The organism is Mesorhizobium sp. WSM4906, from assembly GCF_029674625.1.
In the GTDB taxonomy this organism is placed as follows: Bacteria; Pseudomonadota; Alphaproteobacteria; order Rhizobiales; family Rhizobiaceae; genus Mesorhizobium.
The window spans coordinates 1-15,694 of record NZ_CP121355.1 but is presented as its reverse complement, the minus strand read 5'-3'; the positions used below and the strand labels follow the sequence as shown (position 1 = coordinate 15,694).

The window sequence follows — 15,694 nt, the reverse complement described above, 5'->3', positions numbered from 1 at the left end:
GCGCCGCGAGGTCGCGCCCGTTTTTGTTTGAGAGTTTGAAGGCGATGGCCGCCGAGCCGCTGAAGACCCTGTTTCATCCCTTCGAGGCCGAGGCGCTGCCTCTGCCGCAGAAACAGGCCCGCGTCCTGTTCCTGGGCGCGGAGCCGGGCTTCCGGCTGCCCGACGGCTTCGATGCGGCGCTGCATCTCGTGCAAGGCTTCCGGCCGCATTTCCGCGCCCTGCAGGCGTCAGGCTACACGGTCACGCCGCGGGCGGAAGGTTCTGCCTTTGACGCCGCCCTGGTGCTCTGCGGCCGGCATCGCGGCCAGAACGAGCTGCGCATCGCCGAGGCGATCGAGCGCGTGTCGCCGGGCGGGCTGATCGTCGTCGCGGGCGGCAAGGAGGACGGCGTCGACAGCCTGCGCAAACGCATCGATGGGCTGGTCCCGCTCGAAGCGCACCTGCCGAAACATCACGGCGTCGCCTTCTGGTTCCGCCGGGCCGGCGCGGAGGCGGCCGAGGCGCTTCGCGTCTCCAACCCCGATCTGGTTGTGGAAGGCCGCTTTCGCACCGCGCCGGGCATGTTCTCCTTCGATCGCGTCGACGCGGGGTCGAAGCTTCTGCTGGATAGCCTGCCGCAGGGTCTTGCGGGCAACGCCGCCGATTTCTGCGCTGGCTGGGGCTACCTGGCGGCGAAAGTGGCGGAACGCTCGACGGGGCTCTCCGCTCTCGATCTCTACGAAGCGGATTTCGAAGCCCTGGAAGCGGCAAGAATCAATGTCCGCGGTGCCGTCGAGCCACGTTTCTTCTGGACCGATCTGCTGACCGAAACGGTCGAGCGACGCTACGACGCGATCGTCATGAACCCGCCTTTCCACACCGGCCGGGCGGCGGAGCCGGGCATCGGCGCCGGCATGATCCGTGCGGCGTCGAAGGCGCTGAAACCAGGTGGCCGCCTGTTCATGGTCGCCAATCGCCAGCTTCCTTACGAGCAGGTGCTGGCGGCCACCTTCTCCAGCCACGCCGAGGTCGCGAGCGATGGCATGTTCAAGGTGTTTTCAGCGCGACGGTAAGAGCAATTCCAGGAAAAGTGCGCAGCGGTTTTCCGTCCGGAATCGCTTAAAAACAAATAGTTGGAGCGGTTCAGCGCTTCCGTGAAACGGTGGACGGCTCCAACGCGATGCGCGCGCTACTGCAGGCTGACGATGCGTGCCGGCTCGCGCGTGCTAAAGACGGGCCGTGCCTGGCCGAGCTCGATCTTGAGCGGCGCCGGCCGGCCGTACAGAAAGCCCTGTGCCACCTCGCAGCCGGCGGCCCTCAGCAGCGTTGCCTGGTTCTCGGTCTCGACGCCTTCGGCGATGATGCCGACGCCGAGCGCCCGCGACAGTCCGACGATGGTCGACACGACTGCACCCGAACTGGAATCGGTGTCGATGCGGCTGACGAAGGAGCGGTCGATCTTGAGCTTGCCGAACGAGAAGTCGATCAGGTAGCTCAGATTGGAATAACCGGTGCCGAAATCGTCGACGGCCACCGAGATACCCATGTCGGCGAGCTGCTGCAGGATGACGGCCGCACGGTCGCGGTCCTGCATCATCGCCGTCTCGGTGACTTCGAGCTCGAGCCGCGACGGCTTGATGCCGGTCGATGCCATGGTCTCGCGCACGATGCCGACAAAGTCCTTGGTCATGAACTGGACCGGCGAGATGTTGACGGCGACGAAGCAATCCTCCGGCAGATATTGAGCGTCGCTGCAGGCCTTGCGCAGCACCCATTCGCCGATCGGATTGATCATGCCGGTCTCCTCGGCGATCGGAATGAACTCCATCGGCGGGATCATGCCGCGTTCCGGGTGCTTCCAGCGGATCAGCGCCTCGTAACCGACCACGCGGCCGGTCGGCATGTCGAATTGCGGCTGATAGTGGAGGCTGAAGTCGCCGCGGTCGAAGGCGGTCTTCAGCTCGGATTCGATCCATTGCCGGTGGTCCGCCACCCGTCCCATATCGGCGTGGAAGACCGACCAGTTGCCGACGCCGCTTGCGCGCGCATTCTGCAGCGCCAGGTTCGAGCGGCGAAGGATGAGAACCGGGTCGACACCGTCCTTCGGCATCGCCACGATACCGATGGACATGCTGACGGACTGCAGGTGTGTCTGGAGCTGGTAGGGCTCCATCATCTGGTTGATGAGCTTTTCGAGGAACCGTTCGAGAGATCCACGGATTTCGCGGTCTGGCAAGAGCACGGCGAATTCGCCGGCGCCGAGCCGCCCGATTACGGCATCCTCCGGCATGCTCTCCTTCAGTCTTTTGGTGAAGGCGCGGATCAGCTCGTCGCCATGGCTGTAGCCGATGGCATCGTTGATCTGCTTGAAGCGGTCGATGTCGATATCGATCAGGTAGACCGGTTCGCCGGTCTCGATCGTTTCCGACGCGGCCGCGGCGACCTTGCCGACGATGGCCGGGCGCGACAGCAGGCCGGTCATCTTGTCGAAATGCGTTTCCTTGAAGACGTAGTCGGCCGATTCATCGACGCCCGCGAAGAAGGACAGGGCGGCGCCACCGGCGGAAAGGGCGCACAGCGCGGCGATGATACCCGCCATCGTCTCCGCCGTCATGCCGGCCAGGCCGTCGCCGAAGCCGAAACGCAGTCCCCAGAGCCCGAGGATGAAACTGCCCATGCCCGAGCTGGCGATGGTGATAAGCCGGAACAGCGGTGTTCGCTTCGGGTTGCTGACTGTAGACATGCAAGGTCCCTGAACTGCAGGGCCTTTTAGCGGATACCTCCTTAAAATGGGTTTCCGCCAATGCATCCAATTTTACTGGAAGTTTTTGCGTTAGCGAATTATTCGCGGCCGCCGTCGTTCTGCTTCAGTTCCGCGAGCGCCGGCATGGACACGATGTGGTAGCCGGAATCGACATAGTGGATTTCGCCGGTGACGCCCGAAGACAGATCCGACAGCAGGTAGAGCGCCGAGCCGCCGACCTCGTCGATGGTCACCGTGCGGCGTAGCGGCGAATTGCGCTGCTGATAGGAGAACATATGGCGCGCGTCGGACACGCCGGAACCGGCGAGCGTCCGCACCGGTCCTGCCGAGATGCCGTTCACGCGGATGCCGCGCGGGCCGTAGTCGTTGGCGAGATAGCGCACGCTTGCCTCGAGGCCGGCCTTGGCGACGCCCATGACGTTGTAGTTGGGCATGACCCGCACCGACCCGGCATAGGTCAGCGTGATCATCGAGCCGCCGTTCGCCATCAGCGCGGCGGCATTGCGGGCGATCTCGGTGAAGGAATAGCACGAGATCACCATGGTGCGGACGAAGTTGTCGCGGCTGGTGTCGGCGTAGAGGCCTTTGAGTTCGTTCTTGTCGGAGAAGCCGATGGCGTGGACGACGAAATCCAGCCCGCCCCAGGCCTCGCGAAGCGTGTTGAAGGTGGCGGTGACGGAGGCGCTGTCCTCGACGTCGCAAGGCACGACCAGCGGAGCGCCGAGCTTTTCGGCAAGCGGCTTGACCCGCCGCCCGAAGGCATCGCCCTGGTAGGTGAAGGCAAGCTCCGCTCCGTGCTCGGACAATTTCCTGGCGATGCCCCAGGCGATCGAATGATCGTTGGCGACACCCATGACAAGCCCGCGCTTGCCCTTCATCAGCCCGTCCATGTCAGGCAATCCTTATGCGGAATAGCGCTGGAAAATCAGCGTTGCGTTGGTGCCACCGAAGCCGAAGGAATTGGACAAAACGGTATCGATCTTGGCGTTGTCGATGCGCTTGCGCACGATCGGCATGCCCTCGAATTCCGGATCGAGCTCCTCGATATGGGCGCTCTCGCCGATGAAGCCGCCCTGCAACATCAGGATCGAGTAGATCGATTCCTGGACACCGGCGGCACCGAGCGAATGGCCGGTGAGGGACTTGGTCGAGGTGATGTAAGGCATCTTGTCGCCGAACACCTCGCGGATGGCGCCCATTTCCTTGGAATCGCCGACCGGCGTCGAGGTGCCGTGCGTGTTGATGTAGTCGACCGGCGTCGTGATCGTGGCAAGCGCCTGCCGCATGCAGCGCACCGCGCCTTCTCCCGAAGGAGCAACCATGTCGTAGCCGTCGGAAGTCGCGCCGTAGCCGACGACCTCGGCATAGATCTTGGCGCCGCGCGCCTTGGCGTGCTCCAGCTCTTCCAGCACCAGCACGCCCGCGCCGCCGGCGATGACGAAGCCGTCGCGGTTGACGTCATACGCGCGGGAAGCGGTCGATGCCTTGTCGTTGAATTTCGACGACATGGCGCCCATGGCGTCGAACAGGTCCGACATCGTCCAGTCGAGATCCTCGTGGCCGCCGGCGAACATCATGTCCTGCTTGCCCCACTGGATCAGCTCATACGCATTGCCAATGCAGTGCGCCGAGGTCGAGCAGGCCGAGGAGATCGAGTAGTTGACGCCATGGATCTTGAACCAGGTGGCAAGAGTGGCCGAAGCGGTCGACGACATCGCCTTCGGCACCGCGAACGGGCCGATGCGCTTCGGGCTGCCGTTCTTGAGCGTGGTTTCGGCGGCTTCCACGATGGTCCTGGTCGACGGTCCGCCCGAGCCCATGACGATGCCGGTCCGCTCGTTGGTGATGTCGCTTTCGCCGAGCCCGGCGTCCGCGATCGCCTGATCCATGGCGACATGGTTCCAGGCTGCACCTTGGCTCAGGAAACGCATGGCGCGGCGGTCGATCATTGCCGACGGGTCGAGCGTCGGCGCGCCCCACACCTGGCAGCGGAAGCCATGCTCTGCGAAAGAATTGGAAAAGCTGATGCCGGACTTGGCATCGTAAAGCGAGGCCTGCACCTCATTGGCATTGTTGCCGATCGACGACACAATGCCGAGGCCTGTCACTACGACACGTCTCATTCGCAACTCCTTCCGGCGTATTTTGGCGAAAAACCTAGCTGGTTTTCGCCTTTGATCATACGCAAAATAAACTGCCGCGGTGTCCTTGCGCATCCGGCGGACGCGCGAGGCTCCGTGGCGATGGCGATCAGGCGGCCGACTGCTTGGACAGGCCGACCTTCAGATCCGTTGCCGCGTATATGGGTTCGCCATCCGCCTTGAGCCAGCCATCGGCGATGCCGAGCACGAGGCGGCCGCGCATCACGCGCTTGAAGTCGACGCCATATTCGACCTTCTTGACCGACGGCGTCACCATGCCCTTGAACTTCACCTCGCCGGTCGACAGCGCCATGCCCTTGCCGGGCTCGCCGAGCCAGCCGAGATAGAAGCCGGTCAATTGCCACATGGCGTCGAGGCCGAGGCAGCCCGGCATGATCGGATTGCCGATGAAATGGCAGGCGAAAAACCAAAGATCCGGCTTGATGTCGAATTCGGCGCGGATGAAACCCTTGTCGAAGGCGCCGCCGGTCTCGCTGATCTCGGTGATCCGGTCGAACATCAGCATCGGCGGGTAGGGCAGCTGGGCGTTTCCCGGTCCGAACAGCTCGCCGCGGGCGCAGGCAAGCAGTTCCTCGTAATCGTAGCTGGACTTTTGACCCGCCATAAACTTCCGTCCCCGTTTTCGTTCCGGGCGGCAGGGCGCCCTCGGTCGTTGGTTTCCTAACACACTCTGTTTGTGGCCGGAAACCGGCGTTTGCGCTTAACCCGTGCGCCTGCCTGGGTCAATGCGCGCTATTGATCGCATTTGGACGACAGAATATATGTCGGGAGGTGTCCAGTTTTTGGCGATGACGTCTTTTTGCCATTCTGGACCTGTCTATGGGGCTGAGCCACAAGCTTCGACGGGATAGATGGATTCGGACTGCCGGAAGGAAAGTGTCGCTGTGGACAAGCGGGTTCGCGAAGCCGGCCTGAGGCCGACGCGCCAGCGCATTGCGCTGGCCGATCTGCTTTTCGCCAAGGGCGACCGTCATCTCTCGGCCGAGGAACTGCATGAAGAGGCGATCGCCGCCGGCGTGCCGGTTTCGCTGGCGACCGTCTACAATGCGCTGCACCAGTTCACCGAGGCCGGGCTGTTGCGCATCCTCGCGGTCGAGGGGTCCAAAACCTATTTCGACACCAACACCTCGGATCACCATCACTTCTATGTCGAAGGCGAGAACCGGATCTTCGACATCGCCAGCGGCCCGGTGAGCGTATCCAACCTGCCGGAGCCTCCGGAAGGCATGGAGATCGCCAATGTCGACATCGTCGTGAGGCTGCGCCCAAAGCGCGTTGATTGATCCCTGGCGATGCGGCCCGTCGATCTCGCGATCCGCCTGGAATGGGTCGCGGCCGCAGTGGCGGCAATCGTCGTCTACGCAATGACGGGCGTGTCCTGGTGGCTGTTTGCGCTGCTCATCCTGGCGCCGGACCTGTCGATGCTGGGCTATCTCGCCGGGCCGCGGGTCGGCGCCGTCGCCTATAACGCCCTGCACATCCTGATAGCTCCGCTCGTGCTGGTGCTTGCGGGCGTGCTGTTTGCCGGTCCCATCGCAACTGCGGTAGCGCTCATCTGGATCGCCCACATCGCCATCGACCGTGCCCTGGGCTACGGCCTGAAACTGTCCACCGGCTTTCAGGACACGCATCTCGGCCGCATCGGGCGCTAGACCATGGTCCCGAAAAGTGGGAACCGGTTTTCGGAGAAGACCATGCTCCAACAAAGAGTTAGATCAGGATGGCGACTCAACGAAACGTCATCCTGATCTAGACCATGATCCCGAACCGAAGGACCGCATCAGCGAAAAGTGGAAACCGGTTTTTGCTGCGCTGACCTACGGTTCGGACAAGATCATGGTCGAGACAAAATAGTCAATTCTTGAACTTCTCGCCCGGATAGGCGCCCCAGACCTGCGACTGGGCCATCCAGCCGGTATGGCCGTCAAAGGTCATTTCGCACCATTGACCGTCGCATTTCTTGATCGAGCCTATCACCCCCGGCTCGATGATGGCGATGACGTTGGCGTCCTTGTTGGGATCGTCGAGCAGATTGATTCGCCCGCCCTTGCCGCGCTGCCAGGGGGCGACGATCGCCGTGCGGCGGCCCGACAGCAGCGACTGGTTGATCCAGCCCTCCGAGCCGTCGGCATCGCGCACGCGGCGCCAGGTGTCGAATTCCTGGATGACTTCCATCGGCAGCCCGGCCTTCATGTACATCCAGTTGACGGAATAGTTGGCGCCGGGGCCAACGCGCGAGTTGACGCGCGCTGGCTTGAGGCTGACGAAGCGCGGCAGCGGCAGGCCGCTTGGCCCGAGCGTCACCGTTTGCGCCGGTGCCGCCGCGCTCTGCGCGGATGCCTGCGGAGCACCAAGCAGGGCGCCGAGAACAGCTGCGCTGAAAGCCAGGCGAAGCGACGCGAAACCAGACACTTTCATTCCTTTCGGCGCCCGTCCGTCGGGATGAGCGCCCCTTTTTCTTTGTCTTCGGCGGCACCGCTTGTTACAGGAGTGGGCTGATACCGCGATCGGCTACAAGTTTCGCCGGTCTTGGTTAAAGAGGTCTCAACGAGATCGGTTTCGAGGAAGCTTCGGGGATACAATGGCAGGCAAAAAACGGCCCCTCGTCGTCATCACGCGCAAGCTGCCCGATCCGGTCGAAACCCGCATGCGCGAGCTGTTCGACGCGCGCCTCAATGTCGAGGACCGGCCGATGACCCAGCCGGAACTGGTCGCGGCGGTGAAGGAAGCCGACGTGCTGGTCCCGACCATCACCGACCATATCGATGCCGCGTTGATCGCCCAGGCCGGCGAGAACCTCAAGCTGATCGCCAATTTCGGCAACGGCGTCGACAAGATCGATGTCGCCGCGGCGGCCAAGAAAGGCATCACCGTCACCAACACGCCGAATGTGCTTACCGAAGACACCGCCGACATGACCATGGCGCTGATGCTTGCCGTGCCGCGGCGACTGGCCGAAGGCGCCAATGTGCTCACCGGCGAGAAGAAATGGGCCGGCTGGTCGCCGACCTGGATGCTCGGCCGCCGCATCTGGGGCAAACGCCTCGGCATTGTCGGCATGGGCCGCATCGGCACGGCGGTTGCTAGGCGCGCCAAGGCCTTCGGCCTGTCCATCCACTACCACAATCGCCACCGCGTGCTGCCTGCGGTCGAGGAAGAGCTGGAAGCGACCTATTGGGAAAGCCTCGACCAGATGCTCGCCCGCATGGACATCATCTCGGTCAACTGCCCGTCGACGCCGGCGACCTTCCATCTCTTGTCCGCCCGGCGCCTGGCGCTGATGCAGCCCTCGGCCTACATCGTCAACACCGCGCGCGGTGACATCATCGACGAGGAATCGCTGGTCAAGCTGATCCAGGACGGCAAGATCGCCGGCGCCGGCCTCGACGTCTACGAGCATGAGCCGGCGCTGAACAGCAAGCTCCTGAAACTCGCAACCAGGGGCAAGGTCGTTCTTCTGCCGCATATGGGCTCGGCCACGCTCGAAGGCCGCATAGACATGGGCGAGAAGGTGATCATCAACATCCGCGCCTTCTTCGACGGCCACCGCCCGCCGGACCGCGTGCTGCCGCTAAGGACCTGACGCATGTTGCCCAAAAGTGTCCAGCGGTTTTGGGAAAACGACATGCGTGAAGACAAAGGCTTAATGCGCGTCGCCTGAAATCCATTTCAGCGCGACGTGTGCTTTAAGTCGTCGCGGCTGATCAGGCGGCGACGGTAACGGCGCCGTCTCCGGCGACTTTCACCGTGGTTCCGCGATAGGTGTCGAACAAACCACGTCCGAGCCGCACCGCCATCGGCGTCGCCCAGCCCATTTCCCGCGCGACGATCAGGCCGAGCAGAAGAATGGCGTCCGGCTCGTGCAGCACCAGGGCCGCCGGCGCGCGGCCATTGTGGACCAGTTCCATCAGCACCGCCGAAGCGGATGACGAGCCGATCGTGCCCGGTAGGAACAGCACGCGGCCGGAAATCACCTCGCCATGCTGCGGGTGGCGGACATCGGCGATGCGGCCGGTCTTCGGGTCGACACCGCCCCAGAAGCTGATCGGCGCCGTCAGCACCAGCGCTTCGCCTTCGCCGGCCTTGCCCGGCACCAGGATTTCGGCAGCGGCGCTCATGCGGCGATATCCGTGAAGCGCGGCATGCCGGCGATCGCGCTTTCGACGCAATCGGCGAGCGAGGCATAGAGCACCGCATAGCCGGTGTTGCCCGGAGCGTAGTGCGCGAACTTGCCCGAATTGGTCATCAGCACGCCGCCGGCCAGCTCCGGCATGATCGGCGTCACCACCACGCAAGTGTCGGCGACGATGACGACCCCGCTTGCTTCGAGCCGCTTCCGTCGCCCGTCCTGTTCCAGCGAGGCGAGAACATGCCGGCCGGTGCAGGCGTAGATCGGCACGGCGAGCCGTCTTCCGGCGATCAGCCGCTCCAGCATGGCGAACTCGGCATCCGACAGGTGCGGGCTGCCGATCGCGACCGCGTCGATCGTCCTGGCTGCCGCGGCGGTCGACAGGCCGGCGCGCGCCTTCGCCACCATCTCGGACGTGACGCGGATAATCGCGTCCGGCTTCGGTTCGACCAGAATGGCTCCGACATCAGGCGCCTCGGGCGTGACGCCCGCAATGTGGAACAGCCCGACCGCGCCGGATGACGCGGCCGCGGCGCCGAAGGCTTTCAGCGCGTCCTCGCCGGGGTGATTGGCGATACCGGCGACGACGCCGATTGCATTGCCGACCTCGCGGCCGTAGAGGCTGCCCAGCACCGGCCAGGCGATCTCGGAAGCGAGGAAGGAAGGGGAAAGGCCGGAGACGTCGAACACCAGCCGCGCCCTGCGGTTCTCCGGCCTGTGCAGGCCATAGTCCGGCGCCCGGCCGGTGATGGCGCAGGCAATGTCGAGGAAGTCGCCGTAGCGGTTCGTGCGGGCGCCCAGCACCGAGTTGCAAAACGCCACCGCATTGGACTCGCCCCATGCGACATCGCTGCCCTGCGCCGGTCTGTGTCCGGCCTGATAGGGCGCGCAGGTCCAGCTCTGCTCGCAGCCGAGCTTGCGATAGGCGTCCATCATCCGTCGCGCCATGCCGCGCTGCGGCTCCTCCAGGCGAATGCGCGAGCAGCCCATCAGGTCGAGCACTCCGACATTGAGCGTCGAGCGCACCGCGACCCTGGCGCCGCCTTCGACCAGCCGCTCGGCGAACAGCGTGCCGGAATCGCCGTGATAGAGCGCCCCGTCGATATGCGCCGAAGCGATTGGGATCAGCCGCTGCGCCCCGAGCAGCCGCGCGCTCTCGGCGACGATGCGCATCGCCGTCCCCGCGCCGTCCTTGCCGGCGGCTATTGCCTGTTCCTCGGGGCTGAGAGCGAGGCTCAAGACAGCACCTTGCGCATGGTGATCGAGGTTGGCCTGTCGTATCCCGCATGCGCCGTGCGCCCGGTCTCGCGAAAGCCGAGCCGGGCGAATGCCGCGTGGTTTGCGATGAACTCGATGCGGGTCTGCAGCTCGATGACGTATTTGCCGTGCCGGCGGGCAAGATCCTCCACGGCCTGCATCAGCCGTCCACCTATGCCCCGCCCTTGAAGGCTGGGCTCGACGGCAAGCTTGCCGACATAGAAATCCTTCGCCCGCTCCAGCGCGAACACGCACCCGACGATCTGGCCGTCCTCCACGGCCAGGAACGCCGTCTCCTGCCCCGCCTTGCGCCTGAGGCCTTCCGGCGTCAGCAGATGCGCCGAGGATGGCGGGTCGATCACGCCGTCCATATAGGCGAAGGCGCGCAGGATCAGCGCCAGCAATTCGCCCCACGACGCAAAATCCGGCGGAAGCTCGGTGACGAGGAGAGCGGCGGGCTGGTCCATCGGTTCAGGCCGCTTTGTAGCGGACTGTGTCGAAGCGGGCGGTGAGGCCGTCGTAAAGCAGCAGCCGGCCGACCAATGGTTCGCCGATCCCGGCGATCAGCTTTATCGCTTCCATCGCCTCCAGCGTGCCGACGACGCCCGTCAGCGCGCCGACGATGCCGGCAACGGCGCAGGATGGCACCAGCCCTTCGGGTGGCGCTTCCGGGAAAAGGTCGCGGTAACTTGGATTGCGCTTGCCGTCGGCGCCCGTTTCGTACGGCTTCAGCACCGTCACCGAGCCGTCAAAGCGGCCGACGGCGGCGGTGACCAGCGGTTTCTTTTCCAGGGCGCACGCATCGGCGAGCGCATAGCGTGTCTCGAAATTGTCGGAACCGTCGACGACGACATCGTAGCGCGCGACGAGGGCAGGGGCGTTTTCAGCCGTCAGCCTGAGGCGATGCGGTTCCACCGCGACATTGGGGTTGATGCGCATGATCGCGGCCGAGGCGCTGTCGGTCTTTGCCATGCCGATCGTGTCGGTATCATGGATCACCTGCCGCTGCAGGTTGGAAAGCGAGACCGTGTCGTCGTCGACGATGCCAAGCGTGCCGACACCGGCTGCGGCAAGATATTCGAGCACTGGCGCCCCCAGTCCGCCGGCGCCGATCACCAGCACTCGCGCCCGCTTCAGCTTCTGCTGGCCGGCGCCGCCGATTTCGGGCAGCACGATGTGGCGGGCGTAGCGTTCGAGTTCTTCGTCGGTCAGGGCGGCATTGGTCATGGCCGGACCTTATAGCTGGTGCAAAGCCTTGTCATGTACGGGCAAGGCGAAGCCTTGTCCTGCAGGGCATATACGGGCAAGGCGAAGCCTTGTCCCGAAGGGCAGATACGGGCAAGGCGAAGCCTTGTCCCGCGGTGCAAATACGGGCAAGGCGAAGCCTTGTCCCGAAGGGCCGGCGCCGACGCCCGTTGGGTTCTTCAAGGTCCGGTCGGCCCGACGCTGCCGTGATCGACCGTCAGGAATTGCGCCCGCCCGGCGAGGCTGGAAAACAGCGCCGCGTCGGTGCCGGTCATGAAGGCCTGACAGTTCAACTCCTCGAGGATGGAAAACAGCGCAGCGCGCCGCCCGCCGTCGAGATGCGCGGCGATCTCGTCGAGCAGCAGAATCGGCGTCAGTCCCGACATCTCGCCGGTCAGCCTTGCATGTGACAGCACGATGCCGACTAGCAGCGCCTTCTGCTCGCCGGTCGAGCACAATTCGGCCGGCATCGACTTCGGTCTGTGCCGGACCACGAGGTCCGAGCGATGCGGTCCGTCGAGCGTACGGCCGGCGGCGCGGTCGCGCTCGCGGCCATTGGCGAGCATCGCCAGGAACCGCTCCTCGACGTCGACCGCCGGCGCGACGGCGATTTCGGTCTCCAAGTCGCCGGAGAGGCTTATGTCGGCCTGCGGAAACGGGCCGCTGCCGGGCAGCTTTTCGATCATCGCGGCAAGCAGCCGCACCAGTTCCGCCCGCGCCGCCGCGATCGCCACCCCGGTTTCGGCCATCTGCGTCTCGATCGCGTCGAACCAACCGCTGTCGCGGGAACCTTCCGTAAGCAAACGGTTACGGCCGCGCATCGCCTTTTCATAATCCAGCGCCCGCTGGCCGTGGCTGGGGTCGATCGCCAGCACAAGCCGGTCGAGAAAGCGGCGACGGTCCGCGGCCGGTCCTGGAAACAACCCGTCCATCGCCGGTGTCAGCCAGATGACCCTCAGCCATTCCAGCATATCCTCCGCCGACTTTGCCGGCGCGCCGTTGATGCGAACGCGTCTGCCGCCTTCTCCAGCGGCGTCGCCGCCGGAAATGCCGGTGCCGATTTCGACCTGGCCTTCCGGTCCCTCGACCCGGGCATGCAAGGCAAAGCCGCCATCGCCACCTTCGCGCGCCACGTCGGCATAGGGCGCACGGCGGAGCCCGCGTCCCGGCGTCAGCAGCGAGATGGCTTCGAGCAGATTGGTCTTGCCGGCACCGTTGTCGCCCGACAGCACCACGGCGCCGGGGCCGAGCTCGAGCGAAAGTCCCGCGTAGTTGCGAAAATTGGTAAGCGTAAGCTTACTTATGTGGCTCTGTTCCGGCAACTGCTAACCGCCCGTGCAAGCCGCCGCAATCATCGCTCCATCGCCAGCCGGCGCAAAAACCGGATGCGGCTACACCCGCATAGGCATCAGCACATAGAGCGCGGTCTCGTCGGCCATGTCGTGGATCAGCGTCGGGGACCCGGCATCCGCCAGCATGAACTTCGCTTCCGAGCCGGTGAGCTGGGCCGCGACATCGAGCAGGTACTTGGCGTTGAAGCCGATCTCGATCGGGTCCGACGAATAGTCGGCCGCCAGCTCCTCCGTGGCGCTGCCCGAATCCGGATTGTTGACGGCAAGCGTGAGCTGGCCGTCGTTGATCGACATTTTCACCGCCCGGCCGCGCTCGGACGAAATGGTCGAGACGCGGTCGACGGCGGCGGCAAAGCTCTGACGGTCGATGATCAGCTTCTTGTCGTTGCCGGTCGGGATGACACGCTGATAGTCGGGGAAGGTGCCGTCGATCAGCTTCGAGGTCAGGATGACGCTACCGATGGTGAAGCGGATCTTGGTATCCGACAGCTCCGTCGTCACCGCCACATCCGGATCGTCGACCAGCTTTTGCAGCTCGCTCACAGTCTTGCGCGGGATGATGATGCCGGGCATGCCTTCGGAGCCTGCCGGCGCGTCGATCTCGGCGCGCGCCAGGCGGTGCCCGTCGGTCGCGACCGAGCGCAGCTTCAGCTTGCCGCCCGCTTCATGCGTGTGCAGGAAGATGCCGTTGAGATAGTAGCGCGTCTCTTCGGTCGAAATGGCGAACTGGGTCTTCTCGATCAGGCCCTTGAGCGCCACCGAATCGAGCCGGAAGATGTGCGAGAAGGAACCGGCCGAAAGCTCCGGGAAGTCCGACTGCGGCAGGCACTGCAGGCGGAAGCTGGACCGACCCGACGTCACCGTCATGGCATTGCCGTCCTCGTCGGTCTTCAGCATCACCTCGGCGCCGTCGGCGAGCTTGCGCACGATGTCGTAGAGCAGGTGCGCCGGGACCGTCGTCGCGCCGCCGCGCTCGACCTTGGCGGGCGTGGCTTCCGTCACTTCGAGGTCGAGGTCGGTCGCTTTCATTTCGAGGCTGGCGCCTTCGGCGCTGAGCAGCACATTCGACAGGATCGGTATGGTGTTGCGCCGCTCCACCACGCGATGAACGTGATTGAGGGACTTCAGGAGGTTGGACCGTTCCAGGATAACACGCATGACGAAACAGGCTCGCTTCAATGAATGAGCGGGTCACCAGGGAGCGGCGTCCCGCGAAAGCTCCGAAAAGCTCAGAATCTATGTAAGCTGACAGTAAAAACCCTGCAAACGCAAGCCCGCGGCACCGGTTCCGGCCGGTTGCGCGGGCTTTCTGGGGATAAAGCCGGTGAAGCGCTCAGGCCTGCTCGTTGATCAGCCTTCTGAGCAGTTCGAGCTCCTGCGCCAGCGTGTTGTCGGCACCGGAAAGGTCCTCGATCTTGCGCACGGCATGCAGCACCGTCGTGTGGTCGCGGCCGCCAAAACGCCGTCCGATCTCCGGCAGCGAGCGCGGCGTCATCACCTTCGACAGGTACATCGCCACCTGCCGCGGCTTGACGATGGTACGCGTGCGCCGGTTGGAGAGCAGCTCCGTCTTCGACACGTTGTAGTGGCGCGCCACGATGCGCTGGATGTCCTCGATGCGCACCCGCTTCGGCTCGCCCGAACGGTAGATGTGGCCGAGGATCTCGTCGATGCGGTCGAGGGTGATCTGCGGCTCGAAGGACTGGCGGAAGAGAAGTTGGTTGAAGGCGCCTTCGAGTTCGCGTCCGCTGCCGGTCACCGTACGGGCGACGTGATCGAGAATCTCGTCCGAGATGTCGAGCGAGGCATCGTCTATCTTGGCTGTGGCAAGGCGCAGCTTCAGCATGCCGAGGCGCATGGCGAAATCCGGCGCCGACATTTCGAGCGCCACGCCGCCATTGAGGCGCGACCGCACGCGCGGCTCCAGCGATTCCAGTTCCGACGGCGGCCGGTCGGCGGCGACCACCACCTGCTTGGCGCTGTCGAGCAGCATGTTGATGAGATGGCAGAATTCATGCTGGATCGACTTGCCCTGCAGGAACTGCATGTCGTCGATGATCAGAAGATCGATATCGCGCAGTTGCTCCTTGAGGGTGAGTGCATTGTTGTCGCGGATCGCGGTGGCGAAGCGCCACATGAAATATTCCGCCGTCAGATAGACCACGCGCGATTTCGGGTTGTGGCGCAGCGATTCCGCCGCGATCGCCTGCAACAGGTGCGTCTTGCCCAATCCGACGGTCGCATGAAGGAAGAGCGGGTTGAAGCGCACCGCGCTCGACTGCGATTCCGCCACCGCCTTGGCCGCCGCGAACGCCACCCGGTTCGAGGGCCCTTCGATGAAGGAAGCGAAAGTGTAGCGCGGGTCGAGCGGCGACCCCAGCACGTTGTGGCGGAACTCGGTCTCCGCCGGCACGCCTTGGCGAGGCGCTGGCGCCCGTTCCACCCGGCCGGCGCTCGCGGTGCCGGCGGCAAGCGCCGTCTGCGTCTGCTTGGTCATCTTGCGCGCCGGCGCGATCTCCGGCTCGACATTGTTGCGGCCCTGCCGCGTGGCGGTCCGCACGACGATCTCGATCTTGAGAACGTCGGAATCCTCATGCCTCCAGAGTTCGGCGATGAGGTCGAGATAGTGGCCGTTGATCCACGACCGCAGGAAGGCCGTGGGCACGGAGATACGGACAATGCCGCGTGACGCCTCGGCAACCTTCATGCGGCCAAACCAGCTCGAATAGACCTCGGCTCCCAGACGCGCCTTCAATTGGGCCTTGACCCGCTCGAACTTCTGTTCAGCGTCGCTGGATGCCGCCAT

At 64.5% G+C, this 15,694-nt stretch carries 16 protein-coding genes; 4 read left to right on the top strand and 12 right to left on the bottom strand.

The window, feature by feature from the left end; translation table 11 throughout:
* Positions 1-44 precede the first annotated feature (44 nt).
* Positions 45-1,052 carry a class I SAM-dependent methyltransferase gene (locus QAZ22_RS00080; protein WP_278204929.1) on the top strand — a complete coding sequence of 336 codons (1,008 nt, stop codon included), beginning with the start codon at positions 45-47 and terminating at the stop codon, positions 1,050-1,052.
* A 116-nt stretch (positions 1,053-1,168) separates the two neighbouring features.
* Here the strand turns inward: QAZ22_RS00080 and QAZ22_RS00075 are convergent, their stop codons facing one another.
* The 4 genes from QAZ22_RS00075 to fabA form a co-directional block, all read right to left on the bottom strand.
* Positions 1,169-2,722 (bottom strand): bifunctional diguanylate cyclase/phosphodiesterase, encoded by a 1,554-nt coding sequence (locus tag QAZ22_RS00075; RefSeq protein WP_278204928.1) that lies wholly within the window; start codon positions 2,720-2,722, stop codon positions 1,169-1,171.
* 98 nt (positions 2,723-2,820) lie between these two features.
* Positions 2,821-3,633, bottom strand: coding sequence for an enoyl-ACP reductase FabI (fabI, locus tag QAZ22_RS00070; protein WP_278204926.1), 813 nt, complete (start codon positions 3,631-3,633; stop codon positions 2,821-2,823).
* A 12-nt stretch (positions 3,634-3,645) separates the two neighbouring features.
* Positions 3,646-4,866: a beta-ketoacyl-ACP synthase I gene (gene fabB, locus QAZ22_RS00065; RefSeq protein ID WP_278204925.1), complete on the bottom strand. Its 1,221-nt coding sequence runs from the start codon at positions 4,864-4,866 to the stop codon at positions 3,646-3,648.
* 127 nt (positions 4,867-4,993) lie between these two features.
* Complete coding sequence (fabA, locus tag QAZ22_RS00060) at positions 4,994-5,509, bottom strand: 3-hydroxyacyl-[acyl-carrier-protein] dehydratase FabA (protein WP_027165888.1); 516 nt, start codon at positions 5,507-5,509, stop codon at positions 4,994-4,996.
* Positions 5,510-5,756: 247 nt separating this feature from the next.
* On the opposite strand from fabA, the gene irrA reads away from it, so the two are divergent.
* Positions 5,757-6,188 carry an iron response transcriptional regulator IrrA gene (irrA, locus tag QAZ22_RS00055; RefSeq protein WP_278076108.1) on the top strand — a complete coding sequence of 144 codons (432 nt, stop codon included), beginning with the start codon at positions 5,757-5,759 and terminating at the stop codon, positions 6,186-6,188.
* Positions 6,189-6,197: 9 nt separating this feature from the next.
* Positions 6,198-6,557, top strand: a complete 360-nt coding sequence (locus QAZ22_RS00050; RefSeq protein WP_278204924.1) for a DUF4260 domain-containing protein — start codon at positions 6,198-6,200, stop codon at positions 6,555-6,557.
* Between the two features lie 202 nt (positions 6,558-6,759).
* On the opposite strand, the gene QAZ22_RS00045 is transcribed toward QAZ22_RS00050, so the two are convergent.
* Positions 6,760-7,317: an SH3 domain-containing protein gene (locus QAZ22_RS00045; RefSeq protein ID WP_278076111.1), complete on the bottom strand. Its 558-nt coding sequence runs from the start codon at positions 7,315-7,317 to the stop codon at positions 6,760-6,762.
* 169 nt (positions 7,318-7,486) lie between these two features.
* Between QAZ22_RS00045 and QAZ22_RS00040 the strand changes: the two genes are divergently transcribed.
* Positions 7,487-8,488: a D-glycerate dehydrogenase gene (locus QAZ22_RS00040; RefSeq protein ID WP_278076112.1), complete on the top strand. Its 1,002-nt coding sequence runs from the start codon at positions 7,487-7,489 to the stop codon at positions 8,486-8,488.
* A 121-nt stretch (positions 8,489-8,609) separates the two neighbouring features.
* On the opposite strand, the gene QAZ22_RS00035 is transcribed toward QAZ22_RS00040, so the two are convergent.
* From QAZ22_RS00035 to dnaA, 7 genes are all read right to left on the bottom strand, one after another.
* Complete coding sequence (locus tag QAZ22_RS00035; RefSeq protein WP_278204923.1) at positions 8,610-9,023, bottom strand: DUF126 domain-containing protein; 414 nt, start codon at positions 9,021-9,023, stop codon at positions 8,610-8,612.
* Positions 9,020-10,273 carry an aconitase X catalytic domain-containing protein gene (locus QAZ22_RS00030; RefSeq protein ID WP_278204922.1) on the bottom strand — a complete coding sequence of 418 codons (1,254 nt, stop codon included), beginning with the start codon at positions 10,271-10,273 and terminating at the stop codon, positions 9,020-9,022. Before QAZ22_RS00030 ends, QAZ22_RS00035 begins: the two co-directional genes overlap by 4 nt.
* Positions 10,270-10,758, bottom strand: a complete 489-nt coding sequence (locus tag QAZ22_RS00025; RefSeq protein WP_278204921.1) for a GNAT family N-acetyltransferase — start codon at positions 10,756-10,758, stop codon at positions 10,270-10,272. Before QAZ22_RS00025 ends, QAZ22_RS00030 begins: the two co-directional genes overlap by 4 nt.
* 4 nt (positions 10,759-10,762) lie before the next feature.
* Positions 10,763-11,518 carry a molybdopterin-synthase adenylyltransferase MoeB gene (locus QAZ22_RS00020; protein WP_278204920.1) on the bottom strand — a complete coding sequence of 252 codons (756 nt, stop codon included), beginning with the start codon at positions 11,516-11,518 and terminating at the stop codon, positions 10,763-10,765.
* A gap of 197 nt (positions 11,519-11,715) precedes the next feature.
* The gene (recF, locus tag QAZ22_RS00015; RefSeq protein ID WP_278204919.1) at positions 11,716-12,858 is read right to left on the bottom strand and encodes a DNA replication/repair protein RecF; all 1,143 of its coding nucleotides are present in this window, start codon (positions 12,856-12,858) and stop codon (positions 11,716-11,718) included.
* A gap of 69 nt (positions 12,859-12,927) precedes the next feature.
* Complete coding sequence (gene dnaN / locus QAZ22_RS00010; protein WP_278076118.1) at positions 12,928-14,046, bottom strand: DNA polymerase III subunit beta; 1,119 nt, start codon at positions 14,044-14,046, stop codon at positions 12,928-12,930.
* 175 nt (positions 14,047-14,221) lie between these two features.
* Positions 14,222-15,694, bottom strand: a complete 1,473-nt coding sequence (gene dnaA / locus QAZ22_RS00005; protein WP_278204918.1) for a chromosomal replication initiator protein DnaA — start codon at positions 15,692-15,694, stop codon at positions 14,222-14,224.